The following is a 21,168-nucleotide window of genomic DNA, read 5'->3' as shown; positions in this document are numbered from 1 at the left end:
TTTTCATTCTTTGTCAACGGGCTGCATAAAGGGTTGCAGCAGGCAGAGGGCCCCTTCAAAATCGTAGGTCCAGATTCTTTTTTTTATGAGATTCAAAATTCCTGCATCTGAAGGATGCAGTCCGCTGTCAAGAAGGGCGTTGATGAGTTCTTCCGCCCTGTTGTCATACTGGAGAAGCAGCTCATTCAGATTGTTGATATGTTCAAGAAATTCAGGATCGGTTTCCGTTTTTATGGGGGGCAGTTCCCGGCAGTTTATTTCCGGGTGCTGCCCCTTTGTTTTCTGATCTTCATCATGACCGGATGATTTTTTTGGCTTGTAATCGTTTCTGCCCGTTTTTTCCTCTGTCAGGAGGCACTCCCTTTCCCGGTGGCAGGCAATCCCGGAAGCGGTTTTGTCGCAACAGCATTCCAGAAGTTTTGCAAAAAGCTCTTCCGGTATTATGGGTTTGGCAACATGGCCCTGCATCCCGCATTCCAGGGTTTTTTTACGGTCTTCTTCCATGGCATTGGCCGTCATGGCCAGTATGGGAAGATCCCTGAAATCGTCATTTTTACGGATCTGCCGGGTTGCCTCATATCCGTCCATCACAGGCATCTGAATATCCATGAGCACACAGTCGTAGTAATCACAGGGGTTGAGATCCAGTGCGTGGATGGCTTCCTTTCCGTTGAAGGCCATCTCCGTTTCTATGCCCACCTGTTTCAGCAGTTCTGCCGCCACAAGCCGGTTGATTTCGTGGTCTTCCACCAGCAGAACACGTTTGCCATGCAGGGGTTGAAGGGATCTGCCGTTGCTGAGCTGATGCCGCTGCTTTACGGGGGCTCTGCCTTCCTTTTTCTTAATACTGTTCAGCAGGGCCTTCATCACAAGGGAGGGCGTGAAGGGGGTGGTAAGAATGGCTGTGGCATATTCCCTGTGTTTCAGGCTGGCGGCATGATCCTCCCCCTCTTCGGATACCAGAATGATGGCTGGTTTTTTTGCGCTTTCTGATTTTTCAAGGCGCTGCAGGAAGGTTTCAGTATCTTCAGGGCCGGATCTTCCTGTGTCCCAGAAAATAATGTCAAAGGGGGGCAGGGCATCCCCCGGCACCTTGCAGGCATCCTCTGTATTGTCAGCAAGGTGTGTTTCAAGGGAAAAGGCCTTCAGGTAAGCCTTAAGAACTTTTCCTGTCTCCCCATGGCTGCCCAGTACCAGTATGCGCATGGACCGGAGGGCTTCGGGCAGGTCATGGCCGGTTTCTTTAATGGGATGGTCTGCCTGAAAGGAGGATGTGAAAATAAAGGAGGAACCCTTCCGGGGGGCGCTTTCCAGACGGATTTCTCCGCCCATGAGTTCCACAAGCTGCCGTGAGATGGTCAGTCCCAGACCTGTGCCGCCGAATTTGCGGGTGGTGGAACTGTCTGCCTGGGAGAAGGGCTGGAAAAGGCGTTTTTTTTCATCCTCGCTGATACCCACACCCGTATCCTTGATTCTGAACTCAAGGGTAAAGGATTTTTTTTCCTGACGGATCAGGGTCACGGCCAGCAGCACACTGCCGGTTTCGGTGAATTTAACGGCATTGCCCAGAAGGTTGGTCAGTACCTGTCCCAGACGTAAGGGATCTCCCAGAAGCTGTTCCGGTATGGCAGGATCTCTGTAACAGAGAAGTTCCAGTTTTTTCTGCCTTGCCCTGTGCGCCACCAGATTCCAGCTCTGATGCAGCACATCATCGAGAACAAAGGGGATGGACTCCATGCTGAGTCTGCCCGCTTCAATTTTGGAAAAATCAAGGATATCATTGATGATTCCCAGAAGGGACCGGCTGGCTAAGGATACCTTTGAAAGGTAGCCCTGCTGCTTTTCCGTCAGGGGTTCTGCCATGCACAGTTCCGTAAGGCCCATGATGGCGTTCATGGGGGTGCGGATTTCGTGGCTCATGTTGGCCAGAAAGGCACTTTTGGCAATGTTGGCCATTTCTGCCTGTCTGGCAAGCTTGTTGGCCCTGTCAATGGATTTTTCCAAAAGCAGGTTGGATTCAAGGAGCTGACGCTCATTTTTTTTTCTTTCGGAAATATCCGAATAAATGGCATAGCCTCCGGCAATGGCCCCATGGATGAGAACAGGTCCGCCCTTGAGCAGCACCTCAATGCCATTGCCGTTTTTTGCATAGCGGATGGCCTCCATCTCTATGGTTTCTCCGGCAAGGATTCTGGGGGAGCCGTATTCCTTCTGCAGCTTACGGGGATCCACAATGGTATTGACGTTTTTTCCCCGGACTTCCTCCAGCGTATAACCGAACATCCGGGTGAAGCGTTCATTCACATTGAAGAGCCTGTGTTCGGTGTCAAAGTAAACCATGGCATCGTTGGTATTGGTGAAGATGGATTCAAAGTGGGCCTTTTGTTCCAGAAGCAGGGCTTCACTCTCTTTTCTTTTTTCAATGGCTGCACAGGCAAGGCAGGTTCTGGCCAGCATGCGGGTGAGGGGAGGCATTTCTTTGAGAAAATAGCTGTCAAAGGGTCTGGCTCTGGCCAGAAGAAGAAAGCCGAAGTCTTCCATGGGAAAGGCATAATAGTGATAGCTGCCATGGTCCATGGGGTACCATAAAAGACCGGAATCGCTTTCCAGCGCAAGGCTGAGTTCTTCCATGGGGCCAAGGTAATCCGGGTGGTCCGCCATGGCTTTGGGAAGAATATGCTCGGTATAAAGGTTTTTTCCGTTTTTTTGTACCACGGCAGCAAGGGTGCAGTTGAGTTTACGGAGAAAAATGGGCAGGGTGTTCTGCAGCAGTTTTTTTAAGTTGAACTCACCGCTGATGGAGAAGGCGATTTCAAGCAAAGCATCCTTGTACATGTCAAGGTTCATAGGCATCTCCCATGAAACCCGCCACGGCGGTTTTGTTGTAGAACTCCAGAAAAGCCTCCCCTGTGTTGGCAATTTCTCCAAGGCTTAAGGCACCGAAGGTAAAGGTGCCCTGCTCCACTGCGGCAATTTCCTTTTGAAAATCAGGGCCCATGAAAAGAACCCGTGAGATGCAGTCCATAAAAAAGAGGACGGGATTTTTTTCCCGGCCCTGATAGCCTGCCATGGCGGCCTCTCTGGCTTCAAGGGCACCCTTGATGAGGGAGTCCATATCTCCGCTGAGAACATGAATGTAGCTGCCCTCCGGCACTTCCCCCACACAGATCAGGGCATCATACTCCGTGAATATGGGGTCCCGTACCACCATTTCCGCATCCATGCGGGCAATGCCCAGAGGATAGGCCTTTGCAATATCAAAAAAATCTGCCTTATCAAAGGAAACATTCCCGTGTTTTTCGATGATACTGCGGTACACCTGAAAGGCGGGCTGCCAGTTCAGGGAAAGAATGCGGTTATGGGAGGCTTCTGTGACTTTAATGGCTTCGGATATGGGATGCCATCCGTGGGCCACGCCAATGCCGCTTGCAACCTTTGAATGGGCCAGAACAACGGCATCCGTGAGCAGGCCTTCGGCGCTAATGATGCAGGGTTTCCGGTTAAAACTCAGGGAGCCTGCGCCGCCACCGATGTATCTGGGGGCAAGGCCAAGGGTGTTGAACAGCCCTTCAACGAGCTGGCCAATGCGGCGGGCCATACCGTCCACAAAGACAAAGAGGGTGCTGTCGGAAAAGTCCCTTCCTTCCAGAAGGCTTTCCAGCTCGTCTTCAAGGTTTGTACCGGGGCGGCTGATGCCCTTGAGTACAAAGGGCTCTGCCGGGTGGGAAAGCCCTGCGATAAGGGTCCCCTTTTCAAGGTTTTTTCCCTCTGCAATGATCTGGGGAAAAATGCCGCCAAATACCGGTTTTCCAAGATCCGTCAGCCAGGGGTCCACCTCTTCCTTTTTCCATCCATTGGCATCGCAGGCAAGGATGAGAAGGGCTTTGACCCGAGGGTCCGAAGCCATGGATTTTGCCAGTTTTTCAGCCTTATGGGATTTTCCATCCCTGCAGAGCGCAATGATCATGGGGCTTTTCTCCTTGTTTTCAGCCAAGCCATGCCAGTATTTTATCATAGGCATAGGTTCTGGCCATTTCCTGAAGGATGCCAGCAGCAACAGCATTTCTTTGTCTCAGGTTTTCAATGAGTTCAAGGATGTTTTTGATATCTCCCTCTGTGACGGCTTCAAGCATCTGTTTTTGTTCTTCCGCAGAAAGGACGTCACGGCAGGGGGGCAGACGTTTTGAAACGGGCGGAGATGCTTGGGGTTTTTCCGGGCTGACATCTTGAAAACTATACTCTATTCCGAGATGGATCGCCAGAAGATTAAAAAGTTCCTGGGGCTGAAAGGGTTTTCTCAGGTAGGCGTCCACCCCCGTATCCATCACTGTTTTCCGTTCATCCTCAAAGGCTGTGGCTGTCAGGGCAAGGATAAAAGAGGGGCGGCTGCCGGATTTGATATGGCGGATGGCTTCATACCCGTCCATAACGGGCATGCGCATGTCCATGAGGATGGCGTGGGGGAACCATGATTCAAAAATATCAATGGCCTGCCTGCCGTTTTCCGCCTCACGGATCTCAAAGCCCATGGGCTGGAGCAGGGCAGCGACCAGAGCACGGTTGTCCTCTGCATCATCTGCCACAAGAATGCGCACGGGCGCACTGCCCGGTGCAAGGGTCATGACCGGTGACAGGACGTAAGCCTCTGGCTGTACAGGGTGATCCATGGCAGGCAGGGGAATTTCAAGGCGAAAACAGCTGCCAAAGTTCCTCAGGCTGGTGAAGCTCAGGCTGCCGTTCATCATTTCCGCAAAATTACGGCTGATGGCAAGGCCAAGGCCTGTGCCACCGGCCCTGATGCCTTCCTCTGCCTGCAGGAAAGGTTCAAAAATATGCTCTTTTTCTTTTTCAGGAATCCCCGGACCGGAATCCGCCACTTCAAAAATCAGAAGAAAAAGTTTTTTACCTGCGTCTTCTCCGTATTGGTCTGCACGCACCCTGAGGGTGACACCACCCGTCTGCGTGAATTTTACGGCATTGCCCAGAAGATTGAGAAGCATCTGGCGCAGCTTGGTTTCATCCCCATGGACATAGGCTGGAAGGTCGGTGCTTTTTTCAAGGAGAAACTGCAAACCCTTTTCCATGGCGCGGCTGCGGAAAATGATTTCCAGATCACCGATGAGGTCTTCCGGGGAAAAGTCCGACAGGGTCAGGGTGCTTTGCCCGGCTTCGATTTTGGACATGTCCAGAATATCGTTGATGAGCTGGAGCAGGTGACGTCCGCTCCGGATGATGGTGTTCAGATGTTCCGTCTGGCGGGGGGAGAGTTCGGCATCCCTTGCCAGTATATGGGAAAATCCAAGGATGGCATTCATGGGTGTGCGGATTTCATGGCTCATGTTGGCAAGAAAACGGCTTTTGGCAATGTTGGCCTGCCGGGCTTTCTGGGCCATTTCTTCGGCAATGGCAAGGGCTTCTTCCAGAGACTGGTTGCTTTCTTTCAGGGCATCCCTGGATTCGGTGAGGCGGATTTCCGTTTCTTTGCGCTGGGTGACATCCGTATGGGAGCCCGCAAGCCTGTAGGGTGTACCCGATGCATCCCGCAGGGCCGCACCTCTGGCAAGAATCCAGCGGTGGGTGCCGCTTTTATGCAGCATGCGGAATTCCAGCTCATGGTGTGAAATGGTGCCCGTAATGAAGAGTTCCGTGCGTTCAAGCACCCATTCCCTGTCTTCGGGATGGAGCAGGTCTTTAAAGGTATCAATGTGATTTTTTAGTTCCCCGTCTCCGTAGCCCAGTTGCTCCTTCCATTTAGGAGAAAGAAAGAGGGTATTGTTTTTCAGATCCCAGTCCCAGATGCCGTCGTTGGAGCCTCTCACGGCCAGATCAAAGCGCTCCCGGCTCTGCTCAAGGGCTTCCTTGGATGCGGTGGTATCCTGAAGGGTTTCCATGGTCTGATTGAAGGCACGGGCAAGCTGCTGCAGTTCCAGAGGCAGGTCCAGCCGGATGCGGTGGCTCAGATCCTTGTGACTGGCAATCTTTCCCATGGCCATGCTCAGCTTTTTTACACTTTTGACGGCGAGGCGGGCTCCTGTGATCACGGAGGCAATGAGGGCGAGAATGCTGATTCCTGTGGTGAGCATCATATAAAAGGCCATTTTTTTTACGGGACTGAGAACAATGGCAGAATCCATTCCCAGAACAAGGGTGACGCCGGGCAGGCCTTCAATCTCGCGGCTCATGGAAATCCAGTCGCTGGTATCTTTCGGCATACGAAGGCCAAAACGCTGGCGATAGCTGGCATTGGCTATGATGACTTCATTGTCTCCGTTTAAAAAGACCATGTCCATATCCGACCTGTCCATTTCCTTGAGTCTGGGGATGTCATCAAGGGGCAGAAAGAGGGTAAGGGCCCCCTCCTGAAACCCATGCACGAGGATGGGAACGGCCATGTGGAGGCCACCGGCAGAAAGATGGAGAAGGGAGTTGTTGCCTGCAAGTTCCTGAATCATGGATGGGGCAGGCAGGGCAGGCGGGACAGAGCTCTGGGGCTGACTGGCTATGATTTCCTCTCCCATGTAATCCACAAGTGCGATGCGTTCCCATGGGGAGCCGGTAAGGCTCAGGGACTGAAAGAAGAGGGGGAGATAAATTTCCCTGTCTATGGTGTGGATCAGGCCATTGATGATGAGATCATTGGCTGCCAGATGGATAAGCTGGTTTTTTAAGGAATGGATACGGTCTTCGATCTGCATTTGCTGGGTATCTGCCGTTGCCTCAAGGCGGGTATGCACCGAAGAAAGGATGGCAGACCTTGCCATCCAGAGGCCTGTCAGGCTGGCAAGGAGCATGATGATGAGGGTAGGGGGAATGACCCTGCAGAGAATATAAGAGGCAAAGCCGGGATTGGGCCTGAGGTTTCTCAATATTTTCAAGTTGGTACTCCTGTTAAGGGCCAGGGGCCGGACAGCAGCAGTCTCCGATGATCAGGGTTTTTTTATCATGGTGCAGGGAATGATGCTGCCTTTTTCGGTGAAGCAGGCAATGCGGAAGTCTTCCGGGCCAAGGGCATCGTGGCGTGAGGGGGTAAATGGAGGCCTGTAGTTTTTCATGATGCCCCCATGGAAGTCGATATTTTCCAGTGCATCCCGGATTTTTTCCCTTTCGCTGGTTTTTGCTTTTGCCACGGCCTTTGCCAGCAGATGCACAAGGTCATAGCTATGGACAAGGCCTGCGGGTGCGGGAATTTCTTCCGGTTTTTGGGTTTCCGGAAAGTGCATTTTGTATAAACGGAAAAGGTGGTCAGCCCGGTCAGGAAAAGGCGGATCAAGAAAGGAGAAGGTCTGGAGAAAAAAAAGCTCTGTTTTCTGGATCAGATCTCCGGCCAGAGCAGGGAAATCCCCGCTTGCAATGCCCCAGTGGGAAAGGATGGGGATACGCTGGTTTTCAGGCAGCGCTACCATGGACCTGAGAAGGGTTTTTCCTTCTCTGGGCTGGGATACGAGAATCAGGCTGTCTGCTCCGTTTTTTTGCAGGTGAAGTAGCTGGGGGCTCAGGTCGGAGACACCCCAGTGAAACCAGTATATCCCTGCCCCATGGATGTTTTTTTCGGACAGGGCCTTTAGAATGGATCTTTCATTGGATTTTCCCCATGCGGTTCTTTCCAGCAGAATGCCCGGTTTTTCATAGCCGGCCCGAATAAGGGTGTCAGCCATAAAACCGGCTGCGTCTTCGTCACGGACAGACACGCGGAATACATGGTTGGGGGTATATCCGTTGTCCACAAGGTGGGTTCCCGCAGCCCATGGAATGAGAAAAATGATTTTTTCCCGATGGATGAGGGGTAAAACCGCCTGAATGACAGGGGTCTGTTTTCCGCCAATCACTGCCAGCAGGCCGGGTGTTTCCGCAAAGGTCTGCATATTGTTCAGGGCCCGGGCGGGGTTGCCCCTGTGATCCAGCACCTTCAGGTGAAGGGGCTGGCCCAGCAGGCCTCCTTTTTCGTTGATTTCCGATACGGCCAGCATGGCTCCCCGGTAAATGCTGTTTCCCGCCATGGCCGATGCCGCACCCATATCCACATCCACACCGATGATGAGGGGAGGAGGGGCTGCCCTCAGGCTGGTGCTATAAAAACAGAAGGCCAGAATGAATACAAGCCATGGGATTTTTTTCATATATCCCTCCGCAAATACTCTTTTTTGCCCGTGTCGTGATATCAGGCTTTTTTAATGGCTGCGGTCAAAGGGCAGAAGCAGGAAAACTTCCGTACCCTTTCCGGGAAGACTGTCCATGCACAGGGTGCCGCCCAGCATCAGAACAAGCCTCCGGATCAGGGCAAGACCCAGCCCAGCTCCCTCATGGCTTCGTGTGGAAGAGCCGTCGGCCTGCCTGAAGGGTTCCCATATCTGATCCATCAGATCCCGGCTGATGCCGATACCTGTATCGGAAAGAATAAACAGAATATGGGCTTTTTCATTTTGTAAGGGGGACAGGGGAAGAATTTCCAGCCGGATGCTTCCGTTTTTTGTAAATTTAAAGGCATTGCCGAGAATCTGGCGGAGGCGGGGACCGTCTCCCACCAGAAGGGAAGGTGTGGCCGGATCCATGGCAATGTCAAGGTGGATTTTTTTCTCCAGGGCCGTAAGGCTGAAAAGTCCTTCGAGGGTTTTGCAGACCTGTTCCGGCTCAAAGCTTTCCTTTGAGGGCCTGACCCTCTTTGCATCCATGGCTGAAAAGTCCATGATGTCCGTAAGGAGATGGGTCAGCCTCTGGGCGGAATGGATGCCAAGGTTCAGAATTTCCGCATCGTCCGGCTCAAGATCTGTGCCCTGCAGCAGGTGCATGACGCCGAGAATGCCATTTAAGGGGGTTCTCAGCTCATGGCTCATATTGGCCAGAAATTCCGACTTGACAAGGTTGGCTGCTTCTGCGGCTTCCTTTGCCTGAAGCAGGGCTTTTTCCGCCATTTTCGAGGCTGTGATGTCCCTGCTGATGGCAAGGGCGGACTGGATTTTTCCGTTAACGTCATATTCGGGAATCAGTCTCAGGTTGTGGATGGCAGCAGGGCCTTTTCCCGTAAAGGTCTTTTCCGTTTCATGGGTTTCAGCCGTATCAAAAACTTTGTTTACGGCATCTTCCCAGAATTCACAGATTTCTTCCGGAAAAAAGAGTTCCCTGTGGGTTTTTCCCCTGTATGCCTTTGCATCCTGTCCGTAGAGTTCATGGATATTCCCGGATACGAAAAGGTGGCGGGCCTCTTTGTCAAAGCGGATGACAATATCCGGCAGCTCTCCGATGAGCACTTCCTGTCTCTGCTCACTCTCCCGCAAAAGCCTTTGCAGGTGCAGGTGGGTTTTGATGCGGGCATGGATTTCTTCGGGATGAAAGGGTTTGGTCACATAATCCACTCCCCCTGCGGAAAAGGCCTTGAGCTTGTCTTCCGTATCACTGAGGGCACTGATGAAAATAACGGGGATATCTTTCAGGGAAGGCGTTTCCTTAAGACGGCGGCAGACTTCAAAGCCATCCATTTCCGGCATGCGGATGTCCAGAAGGATCATGTCAGGAGGGTTTTTTACGGCAGCGGAAAGGGCCATTGAACCCCTCGGAAAGGCCATAATATGGTAGTTTTCTGCCTGAAGAATTTCCTGCAGAAGATTGAGGTTGGCCGGGGTATCGTCCACGATCATGATTTTTGGGTGGTTGGAAAGCACGGGCATCATATTCTCCACAGCGGTATCTGAGAGGGGGTTCGGATATATGAGCACCTGCAAAGCAGTTGACCGTATATTCAGTAGCAAAAAACGTTTTATTCAGGCGTCTTGTCATGGAGTAACTTGTGCATTGACCCAGAAGCGAACAGGATACGCAAAAGGAGGTTCTTTAAAAGTTGCAGAACCCTATTCCTCTGGCGTTATTATGTTTCATACCCATATCACATCTCTCTCTGACCAAACAAGGTAAAACGACAACCCGTTTCACAGGATGCCGCAATCTATCATTCCCGTACCTCATTGGCCCCGCACCTCATCGGCAAAATCCGGGTAATGTCTTTCAAGGCAGTCCGGACAGATGCCATGGCTGAAGCGGGTACCCGAGTGCTTGGCTATATAGGATTCCACCTGATCCCAGTAGCCCGTGTCATTGCGTATTTTTTTGCAAAAGGAGCAGATGGGAAGAATGCCCTGCAGGGTCTGAATGTGTTCTACGGCTTTCTGCAGTTCCCGAATTCTTTTTTCAAGGGTGGCCTGCAGGCCCAGAACCCGGAAGCCCACATTGACCCGTGCCCGCAGTTCGCCGGGATTGAAGGGTTTGGTGAGGTAATCATCGGCTCCGGCATCAAGGCCCTCAATGATATCTTCGGTGCTGTCCCTTGTGGTCAGCATGATAATATAAAAGGAAGATTCCAGTTTATTGGAACGGATGCGGCGCAAGAGGTCAATGCCATGGAGCCTTGGCATCATCCAGTCCAGAATCAGCAGGCGGGGAGGGGTTTCATCCTGCAGAATTTCCCATGCAGCCTCTCCGTCTTCAGCAATGAGGGGGGCATAGCCCCATTTTTTAAGGGTGAGCTGCAAAGCCGTGCGGGAAGTCAGATCATCTTCAGCCACGAGGATGCTGTGGTCCTGTATCTTCATGGAATATCCTTTATATGGAAGGTTTCTTGTAAAATTCCTATGAGATCATGGCAATTTTTTTTCATCTGCCCCAGTTTTTCTTCCATGGCAGGGATGTGTTTTTCATGGCCATCCTTTTCCATGGCTGCGGCGAGTTTTGCGAGGCTTAAGCCTCCCACATTCATGGCGGCTCCCTTGATGCTGTGGGCAATTCTCGTGGCTGTTTCAAGATCTTTGTCTTTCAGGGCATCCTGAAGCAGGGAAAGCTGCCTTGGGGTATCCGTAAGGAAAACCCTTACAACGCCGCAGGCTATTTCCGCATCATTCATAAAACGGTTCATCATGGTTTTCTTGTCAAAAACAGAGGAAAAATATTTATTCTGTGAGGTTTTATCCATCTTGAGCACTTCCTTCCATATCCAGAATCTGCCGGACCTTAAGGCTGAGCTCCTTAAAGGAAAAGGGTTTTTGGATAAAATGATCCACATTCTCCGTGGCAAATCCCTGCTCCCGGAGCATATTTTGGGAGTAGCCTGACATGAAAAGGCTTTTAAGGTCCGGAAAACGCTCCGTAAGAATTTTTGAGAGTGCAGGACCACTCATCCCCGGCATGACCACATCCGTGAGCAGCAGGGCGATGTCTTCTTTAAAGGAATCGGCAATGTTCAGGGCCTCTTCGGGCAGGGCTGCGGGCAGTACCTGATACCCCAGACGTTCCAGCATGGCCTGATTCAGGGCCAGAAGACCCGGATCGTCTTCCACCAGAAGCAGGGTTTCTTTCCCCCTTTTTTCCTTTTCCATGGAAGGTGTTGTTTCGGCTTCGGCTTGCTGGCTGGTGTATCTTGGCAGAAAAACAGTGAAAGCCGTTCCCATGTCCTGTTCACTGTACACCCGTATGATGCCCTTGTTCTGTCGCACAATACCATAAACCGTTGCAAGGCCCAGCCCCGTTCCTTCCCCCTCTTTTTTTGTGGTGAAAAAGGGTTCAAAGATCTGTGCCATGGTTTCCCTGTCCATGCCGCAGCCATTGTCCGCTATGCTGATACTGACATAGTCTCCGGGGAAAATATCAGATTCTGCCGTTTCCGAAGGATATTTCAGGCTGGTGTTCCGGGTTTCAATGGTGATGCGCCCGTTTTTTCTTCCTATGGCATCCCTTGCATTGACGCAGAGGTTGATAATAATCTGATCCAGCTGGGAAGGGTCCATGTGCAAAGCCCAGATATTTTTTCCCGGTTGCCAGTTGACGTCGATGTTTTCTCCGAGCAGTCTTCCCAGCATGTTCAGCATGGATGGGATGATATCGTTGACATCAATGATTTTCGGCGGGTTGGTCCTTTCCCTGCGCGCAAAGGTGAGGAGCTGGCGGGTCAGTTCCGTGGCACTGCGGGCGGCTTTGATGATTTCCTGCAGGTCGGCATGGAGTTCATGGGAAGGAGGGGTTCTGTCCAGGGCAAATTCCGCATACCCTGTGATGACACTGAGCTTGTTGTTGAAGTCATGGGCCACACCTCCTGCAAGGCGGCCCACCGCATTGAGCTTGTCGGACTGGGCCAGCATGCTTTGCAGTTTTTCCTTCTCCTTTTCCGTATTCCTTCGTTCTGTGACATCGTGGAATAGGGTGGCAAACTGACCCGGACCGGAGCCATAGGCTGTAACCTCAAAATGTTTATCCAGTGCCTTTGAAAAGGAATCAAAGTGGATGGGTGGCGCTCCGGCTGCCACTTCTGCGTAGCGGTCTATCCATTGTTTTTCCGTTTCTGGCAGCACTTCCAGCACCCGCCTGCCAAGAATGTCATCGGCCTTCAGGCCCGTCAGCCTTTCAAAGGCCGGATTGACGCTTAAAAAACGATAGTCAAGGGCCTTTCCCCTTTCATCAAAAATCATTTCATGCAGGGCAAAGCCATAGGGCATGGTGTCAAAAAGCTTTGTGTAGCTTTGCTCCGCAAGGCGCTGCTCTGTCACGTCCCTTGCCATGCAGAGGATGCTGTGAACTTTGCCGGAGTGGCCGTATTCGGGAATAAGACGCCAGTTGAAAATTCTTAAGCCGTAGATGCCCGCATAGGGGGTTTCCTTTTCTTTCAGTTCACCCGTAATAAAGATTTTTTTTAAGTTGTACTCCCAGAAAGAGCAGGTTGCTTCGGGAAATCCCAGCTCCCTGTGGGTTTTGCCGATATAATCCCCCGCAGCTATGGGCACCACCTTTTCAATGGCCCGGTTGACAAAAAGGTGTCTGCCATCTTTATCAAAACGCATGATGATATCCGGCGCATGTTCGATGAGGGCAATGAGATGGGCCTTATCCTGATACATTTTTGCAATTTTTTTGGCCTGTCCCTGCAGATGTTCCCTGAGGGCCGCAATTTTCTTTTTCAGCTCTGAAACATCCGGCTCTGTATGGGGGTTTTCGGGATTATTATTCTTGGTGTTCATCTTTTTCTCCCGGTGAGGAACTAATGGTCTTCCTTTCCGGCAGGGGAGTCAGGGAAGACCGTCTTTCGTGTATCCAGCCATAGCGAAGACAGACAGAAAATGCTCAGAACCTTGTGAAATCATCGTCATCATCCATGGGGATGACCTGCCTGGGGCTGATTTCTTTGCCCTTGGTCTGGGGTGGGCGTTTCAGGTTTCTGTCCGGATTTTGCCTTGCCGGAGCCTGCGCCCTTGCAGGGGCCGGACGGTTCTGGTTTTCTTCCCTGTAATGGGCCGTGGTATAGGCATGTCTTCTGGCACTGGCAGCAGCCCCCCCCACCATGGCCACCAGTTCCTGAACCATGGATTTCATCTGTTCGGCCTGTGCATTCATTTCTTCGGATGCGGAAGCGGATTCTTCGGCATTGGCCGCATTCTGCTGTACCACCTTGTCCATTTCCGCAACGGCTCTGTTGATCTGCTCTATGCCCTGCGCCTGCTCCTTGGAGGCAGCGGCAATTTCCGCCACAAGCTGACCCACCTGGATGTTGCTGGAAGCCACCTCGCTGAAGGCGCTGTTTGTGCGGCTGACAAGCTCGCTTCCCTGCTGTACCTTTTTTACCGTTCCTTCAATGAGTTCTGCGGTATTTTTTGCCGCTTCCGCAGCCCGCATGGCAAGGTTTCTCACCTCATCGGCAACCACGGCAAAACCGGCTCCTGCTTCCCCGGCACGGGCCGCCTCAACGGCGGCATTGAGGGCCAGCAGGTTGGTCTGGAAGGCGATCTCGTCTATGGTTTTTATGATTTTTGAGGTTTCATCGCTGGCCTTGGAAATGTCTGTCATGGAGCCGGTAAGCTCGGCCATGGAGGCAGTGGCGGTGTTTACCACCTCCCTTGTCTGTCCCATGAGGGCGTTGGCTTCCCCGGCATTGTCCGCATTCTGTTTGATCATGGAAGACATTTCTTCCATGGAAGAAGAGGTTTCTTCTATGGATGCGGCCTGCTCGCTGGCACCTTCGGCAAGGGAAATGCTGGCGGAAGATACCTGACCCGAAGCCGAAGCCACCTGATCAGAACCTTCGTTCAGCCCTGCAATGATACGGCTTAGGTTGGTGTTGATGCTGCGGGTGATGAGAAGACCCAGAGCAAGGGCAAGGATCACACCCATGATGGATACCACCATAACCAGAATCTCTATGAATACAGCCTGCCTTTGAGCATTTTCCGTTTCCGCACGGGCAATTTCTCTGTTGATGTCCACAATCTGGGCCAGAACGCCAAGGGCAGCCCTTTCCCTTGCCGCCGTAACCACAAGGGCCTGCTCCTTCATGGCTTCAAAGAGATTCACTGACTCATCGGCGATGGCCTGCATGGCCGCAAAACTTCTGAAAACGCCATCCATGGCAGGTTCCAGTTCGCCCCTGAAAATCTGCCGTGCGGAATCGGTTCTGCCTGAAGCCACCGCTTCCTTGATGCGTGCCACAGCTTCATGGAAACGGCGATGGGGGGTGTCAAATTCACGGAGAGCTGCCTGAAGCTGACGGTTGTCCGTCTGGAAGGTGGGGAAAAAACGGCCCGCATTGCAGGCGGTGTGGCTTTCTCCCCCTTCAAACCGTGTTTCAGGGTTTTCAATGAGGGTTCTCACCTGATCCACAACCATATAATGGTCTTTGGTAAACTGCTCAATGCGGCGGGACAGGGCCATGGGATCGGCAATGCCATTGGCATCAATGGCTCTGGCCATTTCAAGGGTCCGGTCATTTTCTCTGGCAAGGGCGGCAATGGCTGTGGTGAATTCGTTCCAGAGCCGTGCTTCTTCTGTGGTCTGGGGAAGGGGTTCATAAATATTGACGGCTTCCCGGTATGCGGCCCTTGCCCTTGAAAATGCCTCATACTGGCGCTGGCGCTGTTCCATGGAAAGGCCGGGAATGGCAAGGGTTCGAACGCTGCCCCGGGCCAGTTGCAGGTTACTTTCCATGAGCAGGAGGCTGTCTACGGAGGGAAGTCTCACCGCACCGATTTCGGTGATGGATTTTTCACCCTGATCTGCTCCGTAAAAGCCCACAATACCCACAAGAAGGGTAATGATGGCAACACCGATAAAGGATACAATGAGCTTTTTTCCTATGGTCCATCCCTTGTCTGTCATGTGCTTGTTCTCCTTAGGGTTTGGAAAAACAAAGATAGGGGGTGTAGAGGGTGTATTTGTTTATAACAGGCTTTGCAGGGCAAAGAACAGTTTTTTTGAATGGGTCCGTCTTCAGGGGCAGTATGTAAAGGCTTTGTCTGTTTCTGGTTTTTTACGTAAACGCTCGTCACCCTTTAAGCAGGGGATGAAAAAAGCGGGACGTTTTCAGCTCTTCCAAAGGCATGGGTCTGGCAAAATAGAAGCCCTGTACGCAGGGGCAGTCCAGCTCTTTTACCATGGCAAGCTCTTCTGCGGTTTCCACGCCTTCGGCGGTGATTTCCATGTGAAGGGCCTTGCCCAGCGTCACAATGGTACGGACAATTTCCATGTTTTCTCCCCCCAGATGCATGCGGCGGATAAAGGAACGGTCGATTTTGAGACTGTCTGCGGGGAAGCGGTGCAGATAGGAAAGGGAGGAATATCCCGTACCAAAGTCATCAATGGAGATGCGGACATTGATTTCTTTGAGTTTGCTCAGGGTGATGACAGCGGCTTCGGCATTGCCCATGACCACACTTTCCGTTATTTCCAGTTTCAGCCGTTCCGGTGGAAAGCCGGTTTCTGTGAGGGTCTGCCGGATCTGTTCAAAAAGTGTTGTGTTGGCAAATTCCTTTGAAGAAAGATTGACACTTAGGGTAAGGGGATTGTTTGGGTAAAGGGCATTGAAAGCCTTGATATCCGTGCAGGCTTTTTTCAGTATCCATTTTCCCATGGAGAGTATCAGCCCCGTTTCTTCGGCAATGGGGATGAACTCCGCAGGGCTGACCATGCCACGGTGGGGATGTTTCCAGCGGATCAGGGCTTCAACGCCTGTGACTTTGCCGCTGTCAACATGGATGATGGGCTGATAGAAAAGAATAAGCTCATCCTTTTCCATGGCCTGACGCAGATCCATGAGGGTTTCCATGGCACCTCTGGCCTTTTCATGCATTTTGGGCGTAAACACCATCAGCCTGTCCCTGCCCAGAATCCTTGCCTGATGAATGGCCGTATCCGCATCCCTCAGAATTTCGGAACTTTTTTTATATGAAAAATCGGAAAAGGCAATGCCCGCACTGGCTGTAAGATGGAGCAGGTGGCCTTTGACGGAAAAAGGTATTCGTATGCCTTCCAGTATTTTTTCTGTGCTCCGGATGGCTGTTTCCCGGTTTTTCAGCCTGCTGAACAAAAGGGCAAAGGTGTCTGCCCCAAGGTGCCAGACTTCATAATCCGAACCTTTTTCTTCCAGAAGTTTTTCAGCCGTGGCGTGAATGATGCCGTCACCCAGAGAGAAACCAAAACTTTCGTTGAAGTTTCTGAAATGGTCAAGGCTCAGCAGGGCAAGGCCAAAGCAGGATTCCGGAGTTTCCTTTGCTGCGAGGCTTTCTGTTTTCAGTCTCTGGATCAGGAAGGTGCGGTTGGGCAGCCCCGTGAGGGAATCGTGCAGCAGGTTGTGGCGGGCCTGTTCTTCTGCCTGTCTGTGGAGGATGATCTGCATGAGGGTACCGGCAATGGATGTGAGGAAATTTTTTTTTTCCGGGGAAAGGGCTTGTGTGTTTTCCAGATGCAGGCAGAGCAGGGCCAGGGGCCGGGATCTGGACCAGACGGGTACAAGGATATGCATCTGGTGCTGCGTCAGATCTGATGGAAAGTCACTGGAGGCATGGATATCTGCAATGCATGCCTTTTGGGGGCACAGGGAGATTCCGATACCTGTCTTTTCGGAAAGGGCCGCCCGGATGGCATCGCTGCAGGGTTGATGGGCCACCCGCTGAAGGGTGCCATCCCTTCGTCCGGCCAGAAAAATACAGCCCCTGTGCTGGAGCCTGAGCCATGATATTTTCAGTATGCTTTCAAGACATTGCTGGAGAATTTCTTCAAGGGACTGATCTTTAAGGGAAAGCTGGAGAAGGTGGTTGAGGATTCCCTGCTGTTCATAGCTGTGGCGCAAAGCCCTTTCCGCCCGGCTCAGTTCACGGGTGCGCTCCCTTACGGTTTCTTCCAGAATTTCCGTATGTCTCCGGAGCTGTTTTTTCTGGCTCCGGAGGGTCAGATGAAGGCGGAGCCTTGCCATGAGTTCGGCCCCGTCAAAGGGTTTGCTCAGGTAATCGACGCCTCCGATCTCAATACCCGTGGCTTTGTTTCTGCTGTCCGCAAGTGTGGAAAGAAAGATAACGGGAATCTCCCTTGTGCGGGGATTGGCTTTGAGAATTTCGCAGGTTCTGAAGCCGTCCATCACAGGCATCATGATATCCAGAAGAATAAGATCCGGAGCCTCTTCTTCCGCCTTCTGTATGCATTCCTCACCGGATGCGGCGGAAAGGGTGATGAAGTTTTTTTTACTGAGAAGGATGTCAAGGATGACCCTGTTGACTTCTTCATCATCCACAATGAGAATCTTCGGAGCAGCAGTCCCATCCGTATCTGGTTTTTTTTCTCCGTATTCAAAGTCCATGAATTGCCTCCCCAAAGCGTCTGACCTCATCGTCCAGACGAACCATCATCAATCTCAGCTCTTCAAGATTCTGATGACCCTCAGCACCCGTTTCCATGCTGCGGGCGATCCTTGCAATACCCGGACAGGCTGCATTCAGGGCCATGCCATGGAGGGCGTGGGCCTCCGCAAGGATGGCAGAATAATCCCCGGCCATCAGGGCCTCCCTGATCCGTTTTACCCTTAAGGGAAGGTTTTCCTGTACCGCCTCCAGTATTTTTTTCACAAGCTCTTCATCGTCCATGGCCCTGCCAAGGAGTTCTTCCCTGTCAAAGGCCGGAAGGGGCTTTTTCCCCTCCCTATGGGGCAGAATCCTTTCGTCCGCATCCGCAGGGTGAAGGGGAAGCCATTTTCCAAGAACCTCCGCCAGTTCATGGGGGTTGACGGGTTTGCTGAGATAATCGTTCATACCTGCTTCCATACAGCGTATTCTGTCCTTTTCCATGGCTGCGGCGGTCATGGCGATAATGGGAACCCCGCTACAGGTTTTTCCGCCCCTTTCCAGAGACGCTTCCATTTCCATCTGACGTATTCGGATGGTGGTTTCGATGCCATCCATTTCCGGCATGTTCACATCCATGAGAATCAGGTCATAGGCTGTGTGCTGCAAAAGTTCCAGGGCTTTAAAGCCGTTATCCGCCACCTCAGGCCTAAGCCCCATTTTTTTGAGAATGCCTGTGGCCACGGCCTGATTGGTGGCATTGTCTTCCGCAAGGAGAATATGGCCGGTAAAACGGGGCAGTCCGGCAAAGGTTGGATTGCCATTGGGCTGAGGCAGCCCTTTTTCTTTCTTGTCCGTCTCTTTTTCTGCATGGGATATGTCCATGGGGAATCTTGCCGTAAACCAGAATTCAACGCCCCTTTCCCTTTGGGTGTTCACGCCGATTTCTCCGCCCAGCAGGGTAACGAGCTGGCTGGAGATGGCAAGGCCAAGCCCGGTGCCGCCAAAGCGACGGTTGGTGGCTGTTTCCATCTGGGAAAACCGTTTAAAAAGCAGATGGGTTCTGTCTTCGGGAATGCCGATACCCGTATCGGAGATTGAAAAAAGCAGGCAGATATCCGTGTTTTTTTCGCTGGAGGCCCGTTCTTTTCCGGGGGAATGACTGGAATCATTGAGAAGGTTTACTTTGATGTCAACGGAACCTTCCTCCGTGAACTTCATGGCATTGCCCGTAAGGTTGTTGAGGATCTGCCGCAGCCTTTCCGGGTCTCCATAAAGTGTTTGCGGTATGGTTTCATCCATCTTACAGGTGAATGCAAGGCCTTTCTGGCGGGCCTGAATTTCCATGGTTGCTGCAAAATCGTCCATGTGCCGGTGGATGTCAAAGGCAAGGGGCTGGATGCGGAGTTCGCCTGCCTCAATCTTGGAAAAATCCAGAATATCGTTGATGAGATAGAGGAGAATCCGGCTGCTGTTTTTAATGGTTTCCGCAAAACGCCGCTGGTCAGGGTTAAGCTCCGTATCCAGAAGCAGATCCGTCATGCCCATGACCCCGTTGATGGGCGTGCGGATTTCATGGCTCATGTTGGCCAGAAACTCGCCCTTTACACGGGTAGCCTGTTCTGCCCTGTTCAGGGCCTCATCCAGCTCCCTGTTTTTTTCAGCCATCTGTCTGGCGTATTCTTCGATTTTTTCCTTTGCCCGGATGTTTTCCGTGATATCCGTGAAGGTTGTGAAGGCACCATAGGGCTGTTCAGCCTTGTCATGGAACTTGGGAATGGCATCAATGAGAATCCATCTTTTTTCATTTTTTCCCGGATGAAAAACCCCCATGAGCACACTGCGCACGGGTTTTCCCGTTTTCAGGGCAAGCATGGCCGGATGTTCTTCTCCGGGAAAATCCGATCCGTCCTCCCGTGTGGCGCACCAGCGGGGATCAAGGGAACTGCGGCCCTGCATCTGTTCAAGGCTGAGGCCCAGTATCTGCATGGCAGCAGGATTGCAACTGGTGATATGGCCGGAGGCATCCTGATACACAACCCCCTGACCCATGGTTTCAAAAAGATTTCTGTAAAGCTCTTCACTCTGGCGAAGCTTCTCTTCCGCTTCTTTCTGTTCTGTGATGTCATGGAGGATGGCGTGAATGATCTCTTTGCCATTGACGGTAAGGGGGCTGCTGAAAATCTCCATGTCCCGGATGCTGCCGTCGCTGAGGCGGTGGCGGAAAAAAAGCCGTGACTTGGGCTGGTTTTTTGCAAGGGTCAGGCTTTCCCGGGCAAAGGGCTGGTCCAGCAGGGTGATGTCCTGAATGCGCATTGTCTGCAGGGTGCTTCTGGACCAGCCGTAAAAGGTGGCGGCTGCCTTATTGGCATTGATGATGCTGCCCGTTGCGGGATCAATGTGCAGTTTGACGGCAGAGCTGTCTTCAAAACTGCTGCGGAAAATTTCCTCCCTTTCCCGGATTCTGCTTTCCAGCTCTCTGGATTCGGAGATGTCGCTGATGGTAATGCGCAGGGTATTTTTTTCCTTGTTTTCCGGCGCATGGCTTGTTTCCATCCTTGACTGAAACCATGAGCCATCCGGCCTTGCCATGCGCAGCTCGCATTCCTGATGGCTCTGGCCGTTTTCCATTTTTTTTAGCATGTTATGGAAGATGGGGTAGTCTCTTTCCGGAATAAAACGGATCAGGGGTTTTTTTAAAAGGTCAGACCGGCTGACACCCAGCATATGGCAGAGGGTGAGGTTGGCTTCGGAAATGAGACCCTTTTCGCTGAGGGTGCAGTAGCCCACCGGCGCAAGGTCATAGAGGCTGAAGTAGCGCCGCCGGTTTTTTTCAATTTCTTCCTGCGCGGCAAGAAGCTCCTCGTTTTGCATCTCAAGTTCTGTCTGATAGATGAGCACTTCCTGAAGCAGGCGCAGCACTTCCTCCTGAGAGAGATTTTCCACGTCTTCAGGGGCGACCTTTGGGATGCGGCGGGCGGCATCTTTATACCGCCCATCCCTATTCACAGGGGGCTGACCTTCCCGTGACTGCCCTGTAAGGGGAGGGTAGCGGCGAGCCTTTTGGGGTTTTTCAGGTTTTTTCGGCATGGCGGTGTCCCGTTGATCTGGATGGAAGCTGGCTTGTCTGGCTGAAAAAAACAGGGAGCTTGAAAGAAAACCCTGACGGTATCTTAAGGTAAAAAACGATGGATGCCAATGAGAATAGGGGAAAAAATGTGCTTTTGCAAATACTAAGGTAATTATTCAGCAAATTCCCCATTTCCCTCTGGTGCAGGGGCAGGCCCCTGTGCCAGCCCTGGTTTTGGGCAACCACGGGGGGGTGCCCCTACACAAAACCCATGATTAATTCAGGTTTTGTGTTATTGTAGGGGCAGGCCCCTGTGCCTGCCCTTGTGTGTGAACCAATGCTGAATAGTTACGTTTTTTCCTGGGTATGGCCGTATATCCGGAACATGGAGACAGCCTTATGGTTTTATCCAGAAAAGCCGACAAAGCCATTTATAAGGCCAAGGCCCTTGGCAGGGACAGGGCCTGTATCTATACCGGGTGAGGGCCTCATTAAATAAATCAGAATAACAATCCAATTTTCAGA

At 52.0% G+C, this 21,168-nt stretch carries 11 protein-coding genes; all 11 read right to left on the bottom strand.

Annotated elements, in window-relative coordinates:
* Positions 1 to 3: 3 nt before the first annotated feature.
* The 11 genes from LZ24_RS11985 to LZ24_RS11935 all read right to left on the bottom strand — a co-directional run bounded on the left by LZ24_RS11985 (position 4) and on the right by LZ24_RS11935 (position 20,663).
* Complete coding sequence (locus LZ24_RS11985) at positions 4 to 2,847, bottom strand: PAS domain-containing hybrid sensor histidine kinase/response regulator (protein ID WP_186443106.1); 2,844 nt, start codon at positions 2,845 to 2,847, stop codon at positions 4 to 6.
* Positions 2,837 to 3,967 carry an FIST signal transduction protein gene (locus LZ24_RS11980; protein WP_186443105.1) on the bottom strand — a complete coding sequence of 377 codons (1,131 nt, stop codon included), beginning with the start codon at positions 3,965 to 3,967 and terminating at the stop codon, positions 2,837 to 2,839. Before LZ24_RS11980 ends, LZ24_RS11985 begins: the two co-directional genes overlap by 11 nt.
* Positions 3,968 to 3,986: 19 nt before the next feature.
* A complete protein-coding gene (locus LZ24_RS11975) occupies positions 3,987 to 6,875 on the bottom strand; it encodes an ATP-binding protein (RefSeq protein WP_144685543.1) in 2,889 nt (962 codons plus the stop codon).
* A gap of 51 nt (positions 6,876 to 6,926) precedes the next feature.
* Entirely contained in the window at positions 6,927 to 8,117 is a 1,191-nt protein-coding gene (locus LZ24_RS11970; RefSeq protein WP_144685542.1) for an ABC transporter substrate-binding protein, read from the bottom strand.
* Positions 8,118 to 8,168: 51 nt separating this feature from the next.
* Positions 8,169 to 9,665 carry a response regulator gene (locus LZ24_RS11965; RefSeq protein ID WP_144685541.1) on the bottom strand — a complete coding sequence of 499 codons (1,497 nt, stop codon included), beginning with the start codon at positions 9,663 to 9,665 and terminating at the stop codon, positions 8,169 to 8,171.
* Between the two features lie 288 nt (positions 9,666 to 9,953).
* Entirely contained in the window at positions 9,954 to 10,580 is a 627-nt protein-coding gene (locus LZ24_RS11960; RefSeq protein WP_144685540.1) for a response regulator, read from the bottom strand.
* Entirely contained in the window at positions 10,577 to 10,957 is a 381-nt protein-coding gene (locus tag LZ24_RS11955; RefSeq protein WP_186443104.1) for an Hpt domain-containing protein, read from the bottom strand. Before LZ24_RS11955 ends, LZ24_RS11960 begins: the two co-directional genes overlap by 4 nt.
* Positions 10,950 to 12,992 carry a hybrid sensor histidine kinase/response regulator gene (locus LZ24_RS11950; RefSeq protein WP_144685538.1) on the bottom strand — a complete coding sequence of 681 codons (2,043 nt, stop codon included), beginning with the start codon at positions 12,990 to 12,992 and terminating at the stop codon, positions 10,950 to 10,952. The genes LZ24_RS11955 and LZ24_RS11950 overlap by 8 nt, the downstream gene beginning before the upstream one ends.
* A 103-nt stretch (positions 12,993 to 13,095) precedes the next feature.
* Positions 13,096 to 15,120, bottom strand: coding sequence for a methyl-accepting chemotaxis protein (locus LZ24_RS11945; RefSeq protein WP_144685537.1), 2,025 nt, complete (start codon positions 15,118 to 15,120; stop codon positions 13,096 to 13,098).
* Between the two features lie 166 nt (positions 15,121 to 15,286).
* On the bottom strand, positions 15,287 to 17,593 hold the full coding sequence (locus tag LZ24_RS11940) for a GGDEF/EAL domain-containing response regulator (protein WP_186443103.1): 2,307 nt from the start codon (positions 17,591 to 17,593) through the stop codon (positions 15,287 to 15,289).
* A complete protein-coding gene (locus tag LZ24_RS11935; protein WP_144685535.1) occupies positions 17,583 to 20,663 on the bottom strand; it encodes a PAS domain-containing hybrid sensor histidine kinase/response regulator in 3,081 nt (1,026 codons plus the stop codon). The genes LZ24_RS11940 and LZ24_RS11935 overlap by 11 nt, the downstream gene beginning before the upstream one ends.
* Positions 20,664 to 21,168: the final 505 nt, after the last annotated feature.

Source organism: Desulfobotulus alkaliphilus (genome assembly GCF_007830435.1).
Classification (GTDB): domain Bacteria; phylum Desulfobacterota; class Desulfobacteria; order Desulfobacterales; family ASO4-4; genus Desulfobotulus; species Desulfobotulus alkaliphilus.
Note: the sequence above shows the minus strand (reverse complement) of the source record. Positions and strands in the feature narration are given on the sequence as shown.

Bases quoted from the DNA above. Each gene is read 5' to 3' on its own strand.
- LZ24_RS11950 (WP_144685538.1), bottom strand. From the start codon at position 12,992: ATGAACACCAAGAATAATAATCCCGAAAACCCCCATACAGAGCCGGAT.
- LZ24_RS11965 (WP_144685541.1), bottom strand. From the start codon at position 9,665: ATGATGCCCGTGCTTTCCAACCACCCAAAAATCATGATCGTGGACGAT.
- LZ24_RS11940 (WP_186443103.1), bottom strand. From the start codon at position 17,593: ATGGACTTTGAATACGGAGAAAAAAAACCAGATACGGATGGGACTGCT.
- LZ24_RS11970 (WP_144685542.1), bottom strand. From the start codon at position 8,117: ATGAAAAAAATCCCATGGCTTGTATTCATTCTGGCCTTCTGTTTTTAT.
- LZ24_RS11985 (WP_186443106.1), bottom strand. From the start codon at position 2,847: ATGAACCTTGACATGTACAAGGATGCTTTGCTTGAAATCGCCTTCTCC.
- LZ24_RS11945 (WP_144685537.1), bottom strand. From the start codon at position 15,120: ATGACAGACAAGGGATGGACCATAGGAAAAAAGCTCATTGTATCCTTT.
- LZ24_RS11935 (WP_144685535.1), bottom strand. From the start codon at position 20,663: ATGCCGAAAAAACCTGAAAAACCCCAAAAGGCTCGCCGCTACCCTCCC.
- LZ24_RS11960 (WP_144685540.1), bottom strand. From the start codon at position 10,580: ATGAAGATACAGGACCACAGCATCCTCGTGGCTGAAGATGATCTGACT.
- LZ24_RS11955 (WP_186443104.1), bottom strand. From the start codon at position 10,957: ATGGATAAAACCTCACAGAATAAATATTTTTCCTCTGTTTTTGACAAG.
- LZ24_RS11980 (WP_186443105.1), bottom strand. From the start codon at position 3,967: ATGATCATTGCGCTCTGCAGGGATGGAAAATCCCATAAGGCTGAAAAA.